Annotated in this window: 16 protein-coding genes; all 16 read right to left on the bottom strand. The window is 38.5% G+C overall.

Translation table 11 applies throughout. The features are described from left to right. Window positions 1-224: 224 nt before the first annotated feature. Genes RM529_RS08915 through RM529_RS08840 form a run of 16 tightly spaced genes read right to left on the bottom strand, consistent with a single transcriptional unit; the run spans window position 225 to window position 16684 of the window. Complete coding sequence (locus tag RM529_RS08915; protein ID WP_311484443.1) at window positions 225-1220, bottom strand: ATP-binding protein; 996 nt, start codon at window positions 1218-1220, stop codon at window positions 225-227. A 50-nt stretch (window positions 1221-1270) separates the two neighbouring features. Continuing rightward, window positions 1271-2509: an MFS transporter gene (locus RM529_RS08910; protein WP_311484442.1), complete on the bottom strand. Its 1239-nt coding sequence runs from the start codon at window positions 2507-2509 to the stop codon at window positions 1271-1273. After that, entirely contained in the window at window positions 2509-4611 is a 2103-nt protein-coding gene (locus tag RM529_RS08905; RefSeq protein WP_311484441.1) for a copper-translocating P-type ATPase, read from the bottom strand. The genes RM529_RS08910 and RM529_RS08905 overlap by 1 nt, the downstream gene beginning before the upstream one ends. An 18-nt stretch (window positions 4612-4629) precedes the next feature. Further along, window positions 4630-4923 carry a hypothetical protein gene (locus RM529_RS08900; RefSeq protein WP_008616393.1) on the bottom strand — a complete coding sequence of 98 codons (294 nt, stop codon included), beginning with the start codon at window positions 4921-4923 and terminating at the stop codon, window positions 4630-4632. 6 nt (window positions 4924-4929) lie between these two features. Beyond that, window positions 4930-5574: a hypothetical protein gene (locus RM529_RS08895; protein ID WP_008616394.1), complete on the bottom strand. Its 645-nt coding sequence runs from the start codon at window positions 5572-5574 to the stop codon at window positions 4930-4932. Next, window positions 5571-6464 (bottom strand): ribose-phosphate pyrophosphokinase, encoded by an 894-nt coding sequence (locus RM529_RS08890; RefSeq protein WP_008616396.1) that lies wholly within the window; start codon window positions 6462-6464, stop codon window positions 5571-5573. Before RM529_RS08890 ends, RM529_RS08895 begins: the two co-directional genes overlap by 4 nt. Window positions 6465-6474: 10 nt before the next feature. Continuing rightward, complete coding sequence (locus tag RM529_RS08885; protein ID WP_311484440.1) at window positions 6475-7977, bottom strand: thymidine phosphorylase family protein; 1503 nt, start codon at window positions 7975-7977, stop codon at window positions 6475-6477. 28 nt (window positions 7978-8005) lie between these two features. Then, window positions 8006-9382, bottom strand: coding sequence for an MBL fold metallo-hydrolase RNA specificity domain-containing protein (locus RM529_RS08880; RefSeq protein ID WP_093302921.1), 1377 nt, complete (start codon window positions 9380-9382; stop codon window positions 8006-8008). Between the two features lie 15 nt (window positions 9383-9397). Next, complete coding sequence (locus RM529_RS08875) at window positions 9398-9652, bottom strand: hypothetical protein (RefSeq protein ID WP_013072813.1); 255 nt, start codon at window positions 9650-9652, stop codon at window positions 9398-9400. 41 nt (window positions 9653-9693) lie between these two features. Continuing rightward, entirely contained in the window at window positions 9694-10536 is an 843-nt protein-coding gene (locus tag RM529_RS08870) for a restriction endonuclease (protein ID WP_311484439.1), read from the bottom strand. A gap of 2 nt (window positions 10537-10538) precedes the next feature. After that, window positions 10539-11369, bottom strand: a complete 831-nt coding sequence (locus RM529_RS08865; protein ID WP_075327068.1) for a universal stress protein — start codon at window positions 11367-11369, stop codon at window positions 10539-10541. Window positions 11370-11401: 32 nt separating this feature from the next. After that, window positions 11402-12463 (bottom strand): class I fructose-bisphosphate aldolase, encoded by a 1062-nt coding sequence (locus RM529_RS08860; RefSeq protein ID WP_311484438.1) that lies wholly within the window; start codon window positions 12461-12463, stop codon window positions 11402-11404. 11 nt (window positions 12464-12474) lie between these two features. Further along, window positions 12475-13488: a type II glyceraldehyde-3-phosphate dehydrogenase gene (locus RM529_RS08855; protein WP_311484437.1), complete on the bottom strand. Its 1014-nt coding sequence runs from the start codon at window positions 13486-13488 to the stop codon at window positions 12475-12477. 19 nt (window positions 13489-13507) lie between these two features. After that, window positions 13508-14863, bottom strand: a complete 1356-nt coding sequence (locus RM529_RS08850; protein ID WP_037314450.1) for an APC family permease — start codon at window positions 14861-14863, stop codon at window positions 13508-13510. 7 nt (window positions 14864-14870) lie between these two features. Beyond that, window positions 14871-16226: an NAD(P)/FAD-dependent oxidoreductase gene (locus RM529_RS08845; RefSeq protein WP_057481155.1), complete on the bottom strand. Its 1356-nt coding sequence runs from the start codon at window positions 16224-16226 to the stop codon at window positions 14871-14873. Then, window positions 16223-16684 (bottom strand): universal stress protein, encoded by a 462-nt coding sequence (locus RM529_RS08840; RefSeq protein WP_311484436.1) that lies wholly within the window; start codon window positions 16682-16684, stop codon window positions 16223-16225. The genes RM529_RS08845 and RM529_RS08840 overlap by 4 nt, the downstream gene beginning before the upstream one ends. Window positions 16685-16687 lie beyond the last annotated feature (3 nt).

The raw sequence follows: 16687 nt of genomic DNA, 5'->3' as shown, positions 1-16687 counted from the left end.
TAGTCCCTGACCTGATTTGACTTTCGTTCTACAAATTTGAATAGGTTTATTGGATATTATTCCCCAGTATGACCGTAGTACGGTCAAAATTTAACTTCTTGAAATTTGATGGATGTTGTGGTGTTTTAATGGTGTAATCGGTAAGTAACAATGCGCAGAAAATGGTAAATAAGAGTGCACAGTTTTTGGCAACAAGAGTGCACAGGTTTTGTAAATATAATCGGTTATTTTTTATGTTCAAAAAAAGTTTTTCTATTCTCCATTCTGTAGCTTTTTCCAGATAGGTTCATTACGTCGCATCGGTAGAGTAATCTGTCAAGTAAAGCCGTAGCTAGAACTTCATCATCCAGCATTTTAGCCCAGTCCGCAGCCATTTTATTGGTGGTAATAATAAAGCAGGTGTTTTCATATAATTGATTGATAAAATTAAATAAAGCTACTGCCTGGCTTTTTTCCACCGGGAAGAGCATAATATCATCTATAACAATGAGATCGGCCTTTGAGAGTCGCTTGTAATCAGCTGTAGCGGTTCGGGTCATATCTCTCATTTTCAGCATATTTACTATATCTTCCATCGTTCTAAAATAAGCCTTGTATCCTTTGTCAATGGCATCGCTGCAAAGACCGGAAGCAAGTAAAGTTTTGCCCACACCCGATGGCCCCATCAGCATAATATTATAACCCTGGTCCAGCCAGTTTAGTTCCCTTAGCTGATTCAAGCGGGTCTCTGAGATGCCATTGTTGAAGGTATGATTGTACAGGTTTTTAGTAACATTTTTCCAATGAAAAACTTTACCATTCATTGCGATATAAACATCAGGCTTGATTAGTTGTAAAGCGCTAATAGCAAACCCTAAATTGAATGGAGCATCTGTCTTGGGTTTAGTTCCTAAAATGAAAGACCCTACTAAAACTATGGTTTTGCTTAGATTATGCTTTCCTAAAAATGCTGCGGTATCTTCCATAGTAAAAGTCCCATGGGTAATTAAAATGTTTTGCGCATTGGAGGTTTTTATTCTTTCAAGCAAAAACTTTCTGTCTTCATCTGTTATGAACCGGCTATCTTTTGCAAATACCTTTTCGATAATATAGGGAAAGGAAATATTGGCTGACTGAAGAAATTCTCTAATCAATACTTTGTCTTTCTCGAGTTCAGCATTTTCTTTTTCCGTATAATCAAAGCCTTCAATGGTTCCTCCTGTTGTAATAATATGTATCATAATTTAATAAATTTAGTGGGCTGTATAAGTTCTTGGAATTCTCTTAATTATCAATAAGTGATTTTTGAGTATTTGTCATTGGAAGATTTATAAAAATAAAGTAATCCAATAAAGGTAATTATAATGATGCCGGCTATAATGAAGGGATAATAAAACCCACCGGCAATGAGCCAGGTTCCGATGATCGGGCCTAAAATCTGTCCGACACTGTTTGCCGAGGTCTGTACAGAAATATTACTGCCCGCCTTTTCTTTTGAAAGTAAGGAAACGGCTGAAAGTAGGTTAGGGGTTACAATTGCTCCACCAGTGGCGAATGTTACAATCAGTACATAGACATAAATTTCATTGCCGAAAAAAGGAAATGCGATTAGTGAAATGCCTGAAATCAACAATCCGGCTCCAATTTGTTGTTTTGCTGTCAATATTTTCTCTCCATAGGTCGCAAATACAGGTTGTAATACCGCCATTACTATCCCACAGACCATAAAACCAATTCCTATCTGATTACTTGAAAATAGCAACTGATTTTTTCCATAAATTGAAAAAACCGTTTCAAAGAGGGTCACTACAAACTGCATAACAAAAGAGAGCAGTAATAGGACAATAAAGAACCTACTAAAACTAAAATTTAATTTTTGTTTTCCTGAAACAAACCTGCTAACCGGTTTTGTATTCCTAAACGATTTAATCAAAATAACCAATACAGTAAAACCTAAAAGTGCAACCAAAATAAAAGGAACTGAGAACCGGTCCAGATGTAATATCCAAAACGAATATTTAAAGTGTAGGTTAGTTTGGGATAGAAGGCTACCTAAAACAGGACCAAAAATAACACCTGAACTTATCGCTACCCCAGACCAGGCCATAACCTTGGTCCTGTGCTTTATAGAAGTGATATCACTAAGATATGCATTACTAACGGGAATTACAGCTGATGTAAAAATACCTCCGAAGATTCTAGCTATATAGAGCATCGTCAATGATGTAGCAAGACAGGTAAGTAATTGCATAATTACAAAGCCGATTAGCCCAACAATGATAATGGGCTTTCGTCCGTATTTATCGGATAGCCTGCCCCAGAGTACAACGAAAAGAAGCTGGAAGAGCGGGTAAATACTGGTCAAAAAACCAATATGAAAGTTAATCGAATCAGTATCTAGGTTATCTCCTAAAGCTAATCTTTCGGTATAGTAGGGAAGGGTTGGCAATAAAATACCATAACCCAACATCACTACAAATAAACTCAGCAGGACCAAAAAGATCCTGCCGAGCTTTCTTTTTTTGCTCATTATTTTTTTCCAATTTTCTTTTTCAATAACTGAGCATTAATGGCCACAATAATTGTACTCAAACTCATAAGTACAGCTCCAACGGCTGGGCCTAAAACAAAACCGGTAGAATAAAGCACTCCGGCAGCCAACGGAATGGCAATAACGTTATACCCCGTCGCCCAAATAAGGTTCTGGATCATTTTATTGTATGTAGCCTTACCGAACAAAATCAAGTTAGCAATATCTTGTGGGTTGCTGTTTACCAAAATAATATCCGCAGTTTCAGCGGCTACGTCTGTGCCAGAACCTACTGCAATACCTACATTGGCTTGAGCCAGAGCCGGTGCATCGTTCACGCCGTCTCCTGTCATTGCCACAAACTCTCCCTTACTTTCCAATTCTTTTACTATTTCCACTTTTTGATGTGGCAAAACTTCGGCGTAGTATCCATCCAAGCCGAGTTTATCGCTAACAGCTTTGGCAGTTCTTTCATTATCACCGGTAGCCATTAAAACTTTTATATTATTCTTTTTAAAGACTTTTATAGCCTCGGCAGATTCTGGTCTTATTTCATCGGCAAGTGCAATATATCCTGCCATTTTTCCATCAATCAAGACAAAGACGACAGTTTCAGCGGCGTCACTATAGGCATCTTCGGGAATAGTTATTTTTTCATCCCTTAAATAACCAGGACTAACCACTTTTATTTGCTTTCCTTCTACATTTGCTTCCACACCTTTACCCGTAATCGCATTAAAGTTTTCTGGATTTGGGATAGCAACTTTATCTTCTTTTATCTTTTTAATTATTCCAACCGCAATAGGGTGTTCCGAGCTTTGCTCCAAAGCACTCGCCAACCGTAATATTTCCTCTTTCGAAAATTTTTCATTTACAGATTCAATTCTTGTAACCCCAAAATCTCCCTTAGTAAGCGTTCCCGTCTTATCAAATAATAAGGCCGTTATTTTTCGGGATTCTTCAAAAGCGGTCCTGTTGCGAATCAACAACCCGTTCTGAGCAGATACAGCTGTTGAAATAGCAACTACTAACGGAATCGCAAGACCTAAAGCGTGCGGACACGCAATAATCATTACCGTTACCATACGCTCCAAAGCATACACAAATGGAAAGCCCAATATGAGCCAAACCGCTAATGTTCCAAATCCAATTCCCAATGCAACGTAAGTCAACCATTTTGCAGCCCTGTCAGAGAGGTTTTGCATTTTTGATTTAGACTTTTGTGCTTCCTCGACCATAGTGATGACCTTGTTGAGATAGCTGTCCTTTCCGGTATGCTCTACTTTTACTTTTAAACTGCCATTACCGTTTACCGAACCTCCAATTACTTTATCTTTTTTATCTTTTTTTACCGGTTTAGATTCTCCGGTAAGCATGGATTCATTTAGATAACTAGAACCTTCTACTATAATACCATCAGCGGGAACTTTTTCCCCTGGTTTTACAAGTATTACGTCATCTTTCAGTAAATCTTCCAGAGGAATATCTTCAATAGTGTCTCCTTTAACACGATGTGCCTCGGCAGGCATCATGCTTACTAACAGCTGCAAGGCCTTTGATGCTCCCAAGACGCTTTTCATCTCTATCCAATGTCCTACAAGCATAATAGCAATAAGCGTAGCCAGTTCCCAGAAAAAATCGACACCTTCTAAACCAAACACCGTTGCCGAACTATAAAAGTACGCCACGGTAATGGCCATAGAAATAAGGGTCATCATTCCCGGTGCACCTTTTTTAACCTCGGACCAGAATCCGGTAATAAATGGCCAGCCGCCATAGAAATATACTACCGAAGAAAGAGCGAATAAAATGTACTGGTTTCCAGGAAGCAAAAACTCATACCCAATAAAATCTTGTATCATAGGGGAGATGATCAGGATGGGAATGGTCAAGATTAAAGTTACCCAAAACCGTTTTCTAAAATCGGCAATCATCATTTTATGATGGTCGTGCCCGTGTTCTCCGTGCCCTGGATTGTGGCCAGAATGGTCTCCACTGCCGTGGTTCATTTTAGAATGGTCTTCTTTTTTGTGTTTCATCTTCGAATGGTCCATTTTAGAATGGTCCATTTCATCGTGATTGTGGTGTTCGTGATTTTCCATTATTGTCTTGTTTAAGTGTTATCGTAATTTTTTTCTCATAGCTTCCGAAATGTTTTCGGCATAGACGCCATAGGCATCTACCAAAAGTCCTTTAATCCCATTTTTTGATGAAATAGCATAAAGCACACTATTATCGTCGGTACTGCTCATACCCTCAAAACGATGCATCTCGTCAACATTAAAATCTTCTGGGTGTATTTCAATTTTTAGTGAGGCACACTCCAAACATTCTGGTTTTAGGTTAAAATCATATGTATAGCCATTTCCCTGTAAATCGTTTATGGCTTCAGAAAGTGTATCGTAATTTTTCATCTGTCTTTATTTATAGTTTATTGTAAAATAGCTGTTATCTGCTTCTGAAAATTTCTGAAAAGTCAATAATCCTTTTTCATTTAATTTTTCAATAACAGTATAATTGAATTGCTTGATGCGAATACCCCAGGCATAGGCCTTAATATTTATTTTTGATTTAATAGTGTTTTTGCCAGCTTCTAATTTTCGATCGTAAATTTTTATGATGCTTTTTGAACCGAAAAAATTCAACAAGCCCGAGTCAAAACTCATTTCCAATTCAATATTTTTCAGATTATCCAAATTGTATAGTTCTTTAAATTTCTTTGAAGTGGTGTTGATTTCTGTTTTCTTTGATTTTGGATTGGAAAACGGGAAAGCCATTACCACTACACTTGCTTCATCAGGCTTGCAACGATAGGTTGTGGTGTATTTATCGGTCAATTTTTTGTCTTTATCAAACAATTCCGTAACTACCTCAATTTCATAGTATCCATTTTTCTTTATTGTTTCACTGGCTTTGAAAGTTTGTTTATTTAAAAAAGAACCATTTTCATCAAAGTTTTCCCGAATAACAACTCTGCCTGAAATCTGCCCAATGAGCATTTCAGTTTGTCCAGTCATTGTGATGCTGAATAAAGTGATTAGTACTATAAAGCCTTGTTTTCTCATATATGGTGCATTAATTTTTTTACCTCTTTTGCCATAATATCACTTAAATCTATTCCATTTGAAGAGTGTGGGATGGTATTACAAGTCACTATTTTTTCTACTCCGGAATCCAATAAATCTTGATAGGCGTTTCCTGAAAAAACGGCGTGAATGCCTACACAAATAGGTGGTTTCATTCCTGCTTTTTTAAGATGTTGTACGGTTTCAATCATTGTTCGGGCTGTGGAAATAATATCATCTACCAAAATGGGTGTAGCATCTTTATATATATCCACATCGGGAACAGAGACTTCTACATCACGGTCACCGTGACGCACCTTTTGTAATACCGTAAATGGTGCTCCTGCATTTTTGGCGACTTCTGATACCCATTGTTCACTTTCAGAATCAGGTCCGATAAGTACCGGGTTTTCGATATTTTCTTTAATCCATTCTGAAATTGCGTCGGCAGCGTGAATCACTTTATTTGGAATTTGATACACTTCTCCCAACGAACTAATTCTGTGCAAGTGAGGGTCAACTGTGGTAATGCTATCGGCGAAACCAGAAATCAATTTTCCGAAGAAACCGGAAGTCACTCCTTCTCCTTCATTAAATACTTTGTCCTGCCGCATATACGCCAAATAGGGTGCTACCAAACAGGTACACATAGCTCCTAATGATTTGGCTGTGTGGCTTAAAAAATATAGTGACAACAGTTTTTCGTCCGGTTCGTGCAAGGTGCATACCAGTACCACACATTTATCTTTAACATCAGACAATATGCGCGTGTATGATTCCCCGTCAGGGAATTTCCTTAATGTGGCTTGACCCACTTCAGCATCCATTTTTGTAGCCATTAGTTCTGTGAGTTCTTCATTTCCGGGAAGACTGAATAATATTGTTTTCATAGTATGTTCTTTAATTTATAGTTATGATGTCGTTATGGTTGTTTTCATATTCCAAGGCATAATTAAGTTCACCTTTGGATTCAGCATATATGGTATAAAGCAGTTGGTTCTCTTCGATTTGTTCTCCCAAATGCACATTTAGAAGAATCCCTGCCGATTTAGATTGTGGTGCTCCAGAAAGCTTGGCCAGTTTTGCAATTTTACGGTTATCAATTCGTTGCAAAACGCCTGACTTTTCAGCTTTAATTTCAATTTTATAAGGTGCTAAAACTGGTTTTGAAAATTGACCTTGCGCCTTACAAATGGCTACGAATTTTTCATATGCTTTTCCAGATTTGAGAATTTTATGTGCGGTTTCCTGTCCCTTTCCTTTTTCTACTTTTCCAGAAAGTTCTAATAGTTCAGTAGCTAAAAGCAATGCTCTTTCTGTTAAGTCTTTAGGTGCATCTTTCTCATTTTTCAAAACTTTTAATATATCTATGGCTTCTAAAGTTGGACCGATACCCCTTCCAACAGGCTGCGTGCCATCCGTAACTACAACTTTTACATTCAACCCAACAGCAGTTCCAACGGTTTCCATATGATTTTTTAGTTTTTCTGCCATTTCGGTACTGCGAACCTTGGCGGTTTCTCCCACGGGAATATCAATGACCACGTGAGTAGAACCAGCTGCTGCCTTTTTAGAGAGTACTGAAGCGATGAGCTGACCTTCGCTATCAATATCCAAGGCTTTTTCAATTTTAATGAGCACATCATCGGCAGGACTTAACTGCGCTGTACCGCCCCAAACAAAACATCCGCCTTCTTTTTCTACTACGGTCTTTATTTCCTCGGAAGAGAGCGTAACATTGGTCAGTACTTCCATTGTATCTGCTGTGCCTGCTGGCGAAGTGATTGCCCGTGAGGATGTTTTTGGCATAGTAAGCCCATACGCGGCAACAATGGCAACTACCAATGGTGTTGTCCTATTGCCAGGCAATCCGCCAATACAATGTTTGTCGACCACGATATCCTTGTTCCAGTTCAGTTGCTTTCCGGAAGCAATCATTGCTTTCGTTAGGTCGGATATTTCATCAATATCCATTCGGTCGCCAGCACAGGCAGTAATAAATGCCGAAAGGTGGATGTTGGAATAATCGCCTTCCACGATATCGGTTATGATGTTGTTATAGGCCTTATAATCCAGTTTTTTGTTATAGATTTTTGCCCTGACGTGGCTTAAGGATTCAATAGGCTCTAAATGGGAAACATATAATGTATCGTTTGGGGAAACATTGAGTTTTTTCGCAGCAGCATCTGATAGTCCGATTTCATTAGGCAACAGAATATCAGAATTCAGGACATTAAGACTTGCTACGATTGATGTATTTGCATTGGATATTCTTATTCGGGTAAGTGCCTCAAACCCTTCTGAAATACAGACGTGGCAATCTTCGCGCATATACACTACATTTTCGTTTTGGGTATAGATTCCGAGATGTTTATATTTTAATATGTTTGAGTGTGTGTCCATATTTTATTGGTTGTTGTGATTTTTCGATTTATTCTATTTCTTCGATGGTGTATAATTGCGGAATTTCTGCATCCCACCCATAGGTTTCCTTGATGCCTTTTTGCAATGCTTCTGCACTCTCTTTTTCACCGTGTACAATGAAAATACGTTCGGGTTTGTTTTTTATCTTATCCATCCAGTCCATAAGTTCTGCGTGGTCTGCGTGTGCCGAAAGCCCTTCAATTTCTGCAACTTCCATATCAAAGGGCACCCATTTTCCATAGACTTTTAGTTCCTTATCGCCTTCCAATAATTTTCTGCCTCGCGTACCTTCAGCTTGATAACCCACAAAAAGCAAGGTGTTGTTGGGGTTTTGTGCCTGTGTTTCAAGGTAGTTTAGCATTCTTCCGCCTGTGAGCATTCCGCTTCCTGCAATCACGATTTTCGGTTTATTATCTGTTCGTAATTCCATTGTTTCCCGATAACTGCTTACGACCGTAAAGTGCGAGCACATTTCGTCACATTCGTTATCTTCCAACCTGTGCCAATCTCTTGTGCGATGAAACAATTCTAATACACTTGCTCCCATTGGGCTATCCATTATCATTTGTATTTTTGGTATTTTCTTCTCTTTCAATAATTTCCAAAAAATCAGCATCATCAATTGGGCACGTTCTACTGAAAAACTTGGAACAAATAGGCTGCCACCTCTGTTGATGGTGTCATTGACCAATTTTTCTATCTGTGGAAGTGCTTCTACTTCATCAGGATGAAATCTTCCTCCGTAGGTGGATTCAATAAATAATACATCTGCCTTTTTTGGCTTTAATGGCGGAAACAGTAATAAATCGTTTGTTCTGCCTATATCGCCAGAAAACACAAAACGTTTCCTGTGTACATCCAACTCAATGTAAGTTGCTCCCAGAATGTGTCCATTATATTGAAATCGAGCCCTTATGCCATCAAACAATGGAATCCATTGTGATTGCGGAATTCCTTTAAAATGAGGGATAGTTTTTTCTACATCCTTTAGGTCGTACAATGGTTCAGCAGGATTATGTTTGGAATAGCCTTCTTTATTGGCACGTTCTGCTTCTTGTTCCTGAATTTTTGCACTATCATTCAAAATGATTTTTGCAATGTCCAAGGTGGGATTGGTACCATAGATGGGCCCTTTGAAACCTTGCTTTACCAATCTCGGCAGATAACCTGTGTGGTCCATATGGCCGTGGGTGAGCAAAACAGCATCAATATCAGCAACATTAACAGGTGGGTACTCCCAGTTTTTAAGGCGTAATTCCTTTAGCCCTTGAAAAAGTCCGCAGTCTATGAGTATCTTTTTATCTCCTGTGTCCACTAAATATTTTGAGCCGGTTACCGTACCTGCTGCACCTAAAAAGTGAATATTTATTTTATTGTTATCCATCTTTATAGTATTTATTTAGAGTCCACCACAGCAGGAAGGTGTATTTCCTTTATCTTGTTTTGATTTGCTCAATTCCACTATTTCTTTATATAGATTACGAGAATCCTCTTTAATAAAAAGAGCCAATTTCTTTACTGATTTAGGTTCAAAGTGAACCATTTCCAATAATATCTCAAGGGCTTCTTCAAGTAGTTTTGAGTCATCTTCCAATGCCTGGTAAAATGGTTCTAAATCTATGTTGCCCTGTTTTTGCAATTCTTCAGTTTTCATTTGTATTATTTTTAAAAATTAGTAATTATTCATTATTTGAATTAATGGGATCTACATAATTCTCTTGAATCTTCGAGTATCTTATTTTGCCTTAGCTTACTGATACCCATTTGTTCCAAAAAGTCTGGATTTTCGTGTAGCTCCTTGCAGAGTATGATGCCTTGATCCAATAATTTTGTTTTTTCAGCTTTGGTAAGTGTTGTTAAAGCGGTTAAGGGATGTAGCCCCGATTTATCTATTCTGTCCTTGAGACCATTTCCTCTTGGATAATCCCAACTGGTCATAAGCATTCCAACACATTTCCCGTACTGAATGGCATCGGTTGTGAAACGCGTATTGGTGTAAACCCCGCCTTTATGAAGTTTAGCCTCGTGACCTTTTTGGTGTTTCCATTGCTTTTCCACGTCCGAAAACCGTGAATGGATATATAATGGGATTTTTACATTGCAAAACCTGCCTTGGTCACTATGGTATTTACATTCAATCATATAATGTTTATTTCCTTTTTGTGCTATCACATCCACTTCGTGCTGAACGCAATTGCCTTGAACTATGACACCAACCTGTGTTGAAAATCCTTCGTGTGCCAATAGTTTGCCTACTAACTTTTCAAATGGAAAACCGGTTGGACCTAGTTCCATTAAAGCTTTTTTGAGCTTGTACTTTGAGGCACTTACCCTAGATTTTCGTTTTAGCATCTTGAAAGCCAACTGATAGATTTTTTTGGTTGTCATTCCTTCTTCAATCTGCTCTTGTACTTTCCGGGCTACATCCTGAATAATATCCTCATCTGCCCGTGAACGCCGCAGGGAGTTGATGAGTTTGTTTACATCAAAGGCTTCGTACTCACCAGAATATTTTTTTATTAGGACTGGTTTATTCATTGTTATACCTTAATGGTCATTACCGGCAATTCGGAATGATTGGTTACGCCCTCGGCGATACTTTTGGAGAACAGGCTTAAAAAACCTGTACGGCCACTAGTACACATTGCTATTAAATCGGCATCTTTATATTTCAAAAAATTGTTTATACCTGTTTCTACATCAGGTTCATTATATACATTCATTGAAAAGTTATCCAAATCGGGGAATTTCTTCAAGAATTCCTTGATGGGGTCCAAACCCTGTTCTATACTGTTAAAATCAGTTTGGGTATTAACCCTCAATAAATGAAGATGTGCACCGCACTTTTCCGCAATAGAAATAACCTGCTTAAATGCTTCGCTCACATCTTCCAGAAAATCTGAAACAAAAACAATATTATTAAAAGGAAAAGTTACTTTTTCATCCTTAACCACAATTACAGGGACATCGGCTTTTCTTACAATTTTCTCTACATTGCTTCCCAGTAATTCGCGCACTCCACCTCGGGTGCCGCTGCTTCCTGTAACAATAAAGTCGTGGTGAAAATGACCGGAGTGTTTAAGTATATTTGCCTGTCCGCCATCAAACTCAAGGAACGTCCTGCATTCAAGCTCTTGTTGTTCTGCTTTTTTTTCCAGTGCTCTCAAGGAGGCTTTTGCACTTCCTATTTCTTTTACTGTTTCTGGATATCTTTTTTCTTTTTCCTTATCTAGCTCAACCCAGTTTACGGGGGTGTTAATTAAGTGAAAAAAATGAATTTCTGAATTGTAAAGCTTTGCCATTTCAATTCCGAGTTCCTCTGCTTTCTTGCAGTTTTCTGAAAAGTTTGTAGGTACGAGTATGTTTTTCATGATTTATTGGTTTTAAATTGTTTTCGTTATAATTAAGCTATGGTTATACTATCTTCCAGATATACCTGTTGGACGGAGTGCAGTAACTCAATCCCTCTAATAAAAGGCTTTTGAAATGCTTTTCGACCCATAATCAATCCAGAGCCGCCAGCTCTTTTATTGATTAATGCTGTTGTTACCGCTTCGGTCAAATCTGATTCACCTTTAGAGCCACCGCCGGAATTGATCAATCCTATTTTGCCCATATAGCAATTGGCGACTTGTAATCGACAAAGGTCAATGGGATGTTCTGTGGTAAGGGTTTTATACATTTCATCATCATATTTTCCAAACCCAATTTCCTTAAATCCAAAATTGTTTGTAGGTAATTTTTGTTTGATGATATCTGCCTGTATCGTTACGCCGATATGATTAGCTTGTCCGGTAACGTCGGCGGCAGCGTGATAATCTTTCTTTTCGGTTTTAAAATTTTCATTGCGGGTATAGCACCATAAAATGGTAGCCATTCCTAAACTATGGGCTTCTTCAAAAGCTTCGGCTATTTCCTTTAGCTGTCTATTACTTTCTTCAGAACCAAAATAAATGGTGGCACCCACAGCAACGGCTCCCATATTCCAAGCTGATTTTACTTTTCCGAATAGTGTTTGGTCATATTTGTTTGGGTAGGTAAGCAGTTCATTGTGGTTAATCTTCACGATAAACGGAATTTTATGGGCATATTTTCGTGCGTTTAATCCTAAAACCCCAAAGGTGGAAGCCACTCCACTACATCCTGCTTCTATTGCCAATTTTATAATATTCTCCGGGTCAAAATAATCCGGGTTTTTATAGAATGAAAAAGCAGCACTGTGCTCAATACCCTGGTCTACGGGAAGGATGCTCAAATAGCCTGTACCGCCAAGGTTTCCGTGGTTATACAATTGCGAAAGACTTCGCAGTACCTGTGGATTTCTGTTACTTTGAACAAATACCTTATCTATGTTTGCTTTACTGGGGGTTTGCAGTTCATCCTTTGTTATTTTTTCACAAACGTGTTCCAAATAGAAGTCTGCCTTTTCTCCTAAAAGTCCTATTATGTTTTTGCTTATTTTCATCTCGATCGTGTTTAATGGATTCCTAAACTTTCATTTGTTTTGGCTATGGATTTTGTACCATCTGTTTCAATTCCAGTTAAAGCCCTAATAGCATCAATTGTTTCCGGGATTACAATAGCTTGGTTATCGACCACGTAGGCATAAAAGAGTTCGTCTCCCTGTACCTTCAGCATATCTTCCCATAGTGCTACTTCGTACATATCGCCCCAAGGCCTTCCCATATCCAAGAACATTTCCTTAATGGTATTGTTAGAAACCAGACCTTGGTCATATTGAATTAATTTAATACGACTTGAAGTTTTGAAAGCATTTAGCACTTCTTCCTTTGTCGCCTGCTTTTTCAATTTCACATTCCAGTAGTGCATATGGCTCAATGTTTCGGGTACTTTTACCGCTGCGGTGATGACATCCAGTTCTGGGTCAACACTTTTAGCATCTGGACCTTGATGGCTTGGGATATCTTTTTCGGGAACCATTGTATTCATAATACCACCTAAATGACTTTCCCAAGGGTCTGTAGCTCTTCTTAAAAGTGTACCTCTGGCATAATCCAATAAATCGGCTCTTTTTAAAGCGGTCAAGGTTCTTAAAATAGACGTAGTATTACAGGAAACTACTCTTGTCGCATTCAAGTTTAGAGCTGATTTGTAATTATTTTCTGCACTAAAGGAATGCCCTGTGGTTTCGTGTTTTTCGCCACCGTGTAGAATAAATTTGATGTTTTGCTCCTTGTAGATAACGACATTCTGAGCGGCAATTTTTTTGGGTGTACAGTCCACAACCAGGTCTGATTTCTTTAAAAGCTCCTGTAAATTTCCTTTTACTGAAATTCCTTCGGATTTCATTTTACCTTCAGCTTCCTGGGTAGCTGCATAAATATCGTATTCCTTTCTTACGGCATTTTGAATACGCCAATCGCTGATGATATCACATACTCCCGAAAGCTTCATATCGTTTTGTAAGTTGATGGCATCTGCCACCCTTTTTCCAATGACTCCGTAACCTATAACTGCTACATTTTTCATATAAATTGTTTTTAATTAATTATGTTTTTTTGTTTTTGTCACTTGTATTCTTCATTCCCATCGGCATATTACCTTCATCGTCTGTATGTGAAATCATAAAAAGGCGTTCCGCCACAAGTATTAGAACAATCCCAATCGCTGCTACGATAAGCACCAAAGGATCGTTCAGATATTTTATATAAAGAAAAGCTGCCAATACCGCAATGTCCAATACGATGGCTATTAATGGGATGATAGGCTGAAAAACCACTTTGTTTTTAAGGTGACGGAACAGCCCCCAATGGATAGCGATATCCATAATAAGGTAAAAAATAGCCCCAATGGATGCTATCCTTGTCAAATCGAAAAGCACGGTCAGTAAAATGGCGAGGGAAGACGTGAATACTAGTGCTGGATTTTTTAAGCTACCAAGTTTGGTTAAAGAAGGCACCTGTTTCATATTGCTGAGCATTGCCAACAAGCGTGAAGAGGAAAAGATACTGGCAATGACCCCAGAAACCGTGGCAATAATGGCAATGCCAATGGTAATCCAGGAACCCCATTCCCCAAAAACAGGTTTTGCGGCGGCTGCAAGGGCATAATCTTTAGCTTCGATTATTTCAGGAATGCTTAAACCTCCCGCAACAGCTAATGCCAGGGCTACATATATCAGTGTGCAGATAAGTATGGAAAACACGATAGACCTACCAAGATTTTTATGCGGGTTTTTAATATCGGCCCCTTGGTTCGTGATAGTGGTAAAGCCTTTATAAGCAAGGATAGATAACGCCAAAGCGGCCACAAATCCGAAGCCTTGTGGTAATGTCTCAGTATTTTTGGGAATATAGTTTCCCGTAATATCGGCAAAACCTGAAATTGCAAGGCCGGCAATAGCTAAAATTGCTATTCCCACTACCTTTATAATAGCGGTAAATGTCGCGGTGGCACCAATAACCTTATTGCCCAGGATGTTCACTATATAAGCAACAACAATTAGCCCAACACCCAGGGTAGAGGCATAACCTGCATAGGACTCGGGAAATAGTCTCAACGTATATGCTCCAAAAGTGCCCGCCACCAGACTTTCGGAAACTACCATTGATACGTACATCAGCAAAGAATAAAACCCTGTTGTTGTTCCAGGTCCATAGGATTTGTTAAGGAATTTAACCACACCTCCAGACGATGGAAAAGCATTTGAAAACTTGACATAGGAATATGAGCTAAAACCCACCACAACAGCACCTGCAATAAATGCAATGGGAAATAGATCACCCACCAACTCTGCTATTTGCCCCATAAGGACAAATATGCCAGCACCAATCATTACGCCTGTACCAAGAGATATGGAACCTATTAGGGAAAGCTTATTATTTTTATCTGTGGTGTTTTTCATTTCAAAATTATTTTGTTCTGTTTTTAACCGAAGATTTCGGTTTAAAGTTTCTAATAATCAGGCGGTTGCTCTTTTCATAAGTGAAATAACTTACCGCCCAATTAAAACCAACCATCAATCTATTTCTAAATCCACTTATGGACATCAAGTGAACAACGGACCACAGCAACCAGGCGAAATAGCCTGCAAATTTAAATTTGCCCAAATCGGCAACTGCCTTGCGTTTACCTACGGTTGCTAAGGAACCTTTATCTTTATATTTGAAAGGTTTTATGGATTTGTTATTTATGATATTTAATATCGAATCGCCCAGGTATTTACCTTGTTGAATAGCGGTCTGTGCTACTTGTGGATGTCCTTTTGGGGTTTCTTTGGAAATGAGTGCTGCGATATCACCTATGGCAAAAATATTTTCGTAGCCTTCTACTTTTAAATTGGCATTGGTTTTAATACGGTTGCCTCTGACTACGTGTTTTCCATCAATACCATTTGGGAATTGTCCTTTTACGCCAGCCGTCCAGATAAGATTTTTAGCCAAAATGGTCTTACCACTTTTGGTAGTGACTTCGTTGCCGTCATAATTGCTTACAGCTTCATTTAATAATACCTTTACATTTAAATCCTCTAAATATTTGAGGGTTTTCGAAGATGCTTTATCAGACATTGTACTTAACAACTCATCAATGGCTTCTATTAAATAAATGTTCATAATGGAAGCAGGATACTCTGGGTAATCTTTGGGAAGGATGTATTTGCAAAACTCTGCCAAAGCTCCTGCCATTTCTACGCCTGCTGGACCACCACCTACAATTACAAAATTTGTCAGCGCGTCGCGTTCTTTATCATCACAAGTAATAGCTGCCTGTTCCAAATTTTGCAACATCATATGACGGATGTTGAGGGAATCGCGAATATCCTTCATCCCCAAACTATTTTCGGCCATAGAATCCATCCCAAAGAAATTGGTGGTCGTGCCAGTAGCCAACACTAAATAGTCATAAGAAACACTTCCCTTATTGGACAATATAGTATTTGAATCAGGTTGAATTTCCTCAACTTCAGCCAAACGAAAGAAAACATTTTTATAGCCATTGATTTGTTTTCTGAATGGAAATACAATACTGTCAGGCTCCAGGGCACTCGTTGCCACTTGATATAATAAAGGCTGAAACTGATGGAAGTTATTTTTATCGAGTAAAACCACTTGAACTTCTTTGTGTTTCAGTTTCTCAACCAATGCCAAACCTGCAAATCCTCCACCAACGATAACCACACGAGGTAATTTAGTATCGGGAAGACATATCTCATCTGTTATCTTACAGGTGGATTCCAACGTAATGCTATGTGTTTGCTTTTCTTTCATTTTTTATTTCTATCTCTTGCAATCAGTACTGAACATTTGGCATTTGTGGTTAAATATTGGGATACTGAGCCCAATACTAAGCGAGAAAAAGCACCGTGACCCTGAGAGCCTACTACAATTAAATCTGCACCCCAATCTTCTGCTTTTTCATTAATAGTACTTTTGGGCAGTCCGCTAACAACACTTGTGGTTATGGTAAGTGCCTTGTTTTCGGCCTTGATTTTATCGAAAGCTTCTGAAACGATTTTGTTTCCCAATTTTTGAGCGTTACTTTTAATTTCTTCTATGTAATTTCCTATCTTGCCGCCCATAGTATGCAATCCCAGACCGGTTGTTTTAGGAAGTTCATAAACATTTATAATATGAATTTCACTATTTGAGGATAAAGTCATTTTCTTAAGCTCGTTAATGGCTACTTCACTAAAATCTGAACCATCTATGGCCAATAATATTTTCATAAT

The organism is Autumnicola edwardsiae, from assembly GCF_031846505.1.
Lineage (GTDB): Bacteria > Bacteroidota > Bacteroidia > Flavobacteriales > Flavobacteriaceae > Autumnicola > Autumnicola edwardsiae.
Note: the sequence above shows the minus strand (reverse complement) of the source record. Positions and strands in the feature narration are given on the sequence as shown.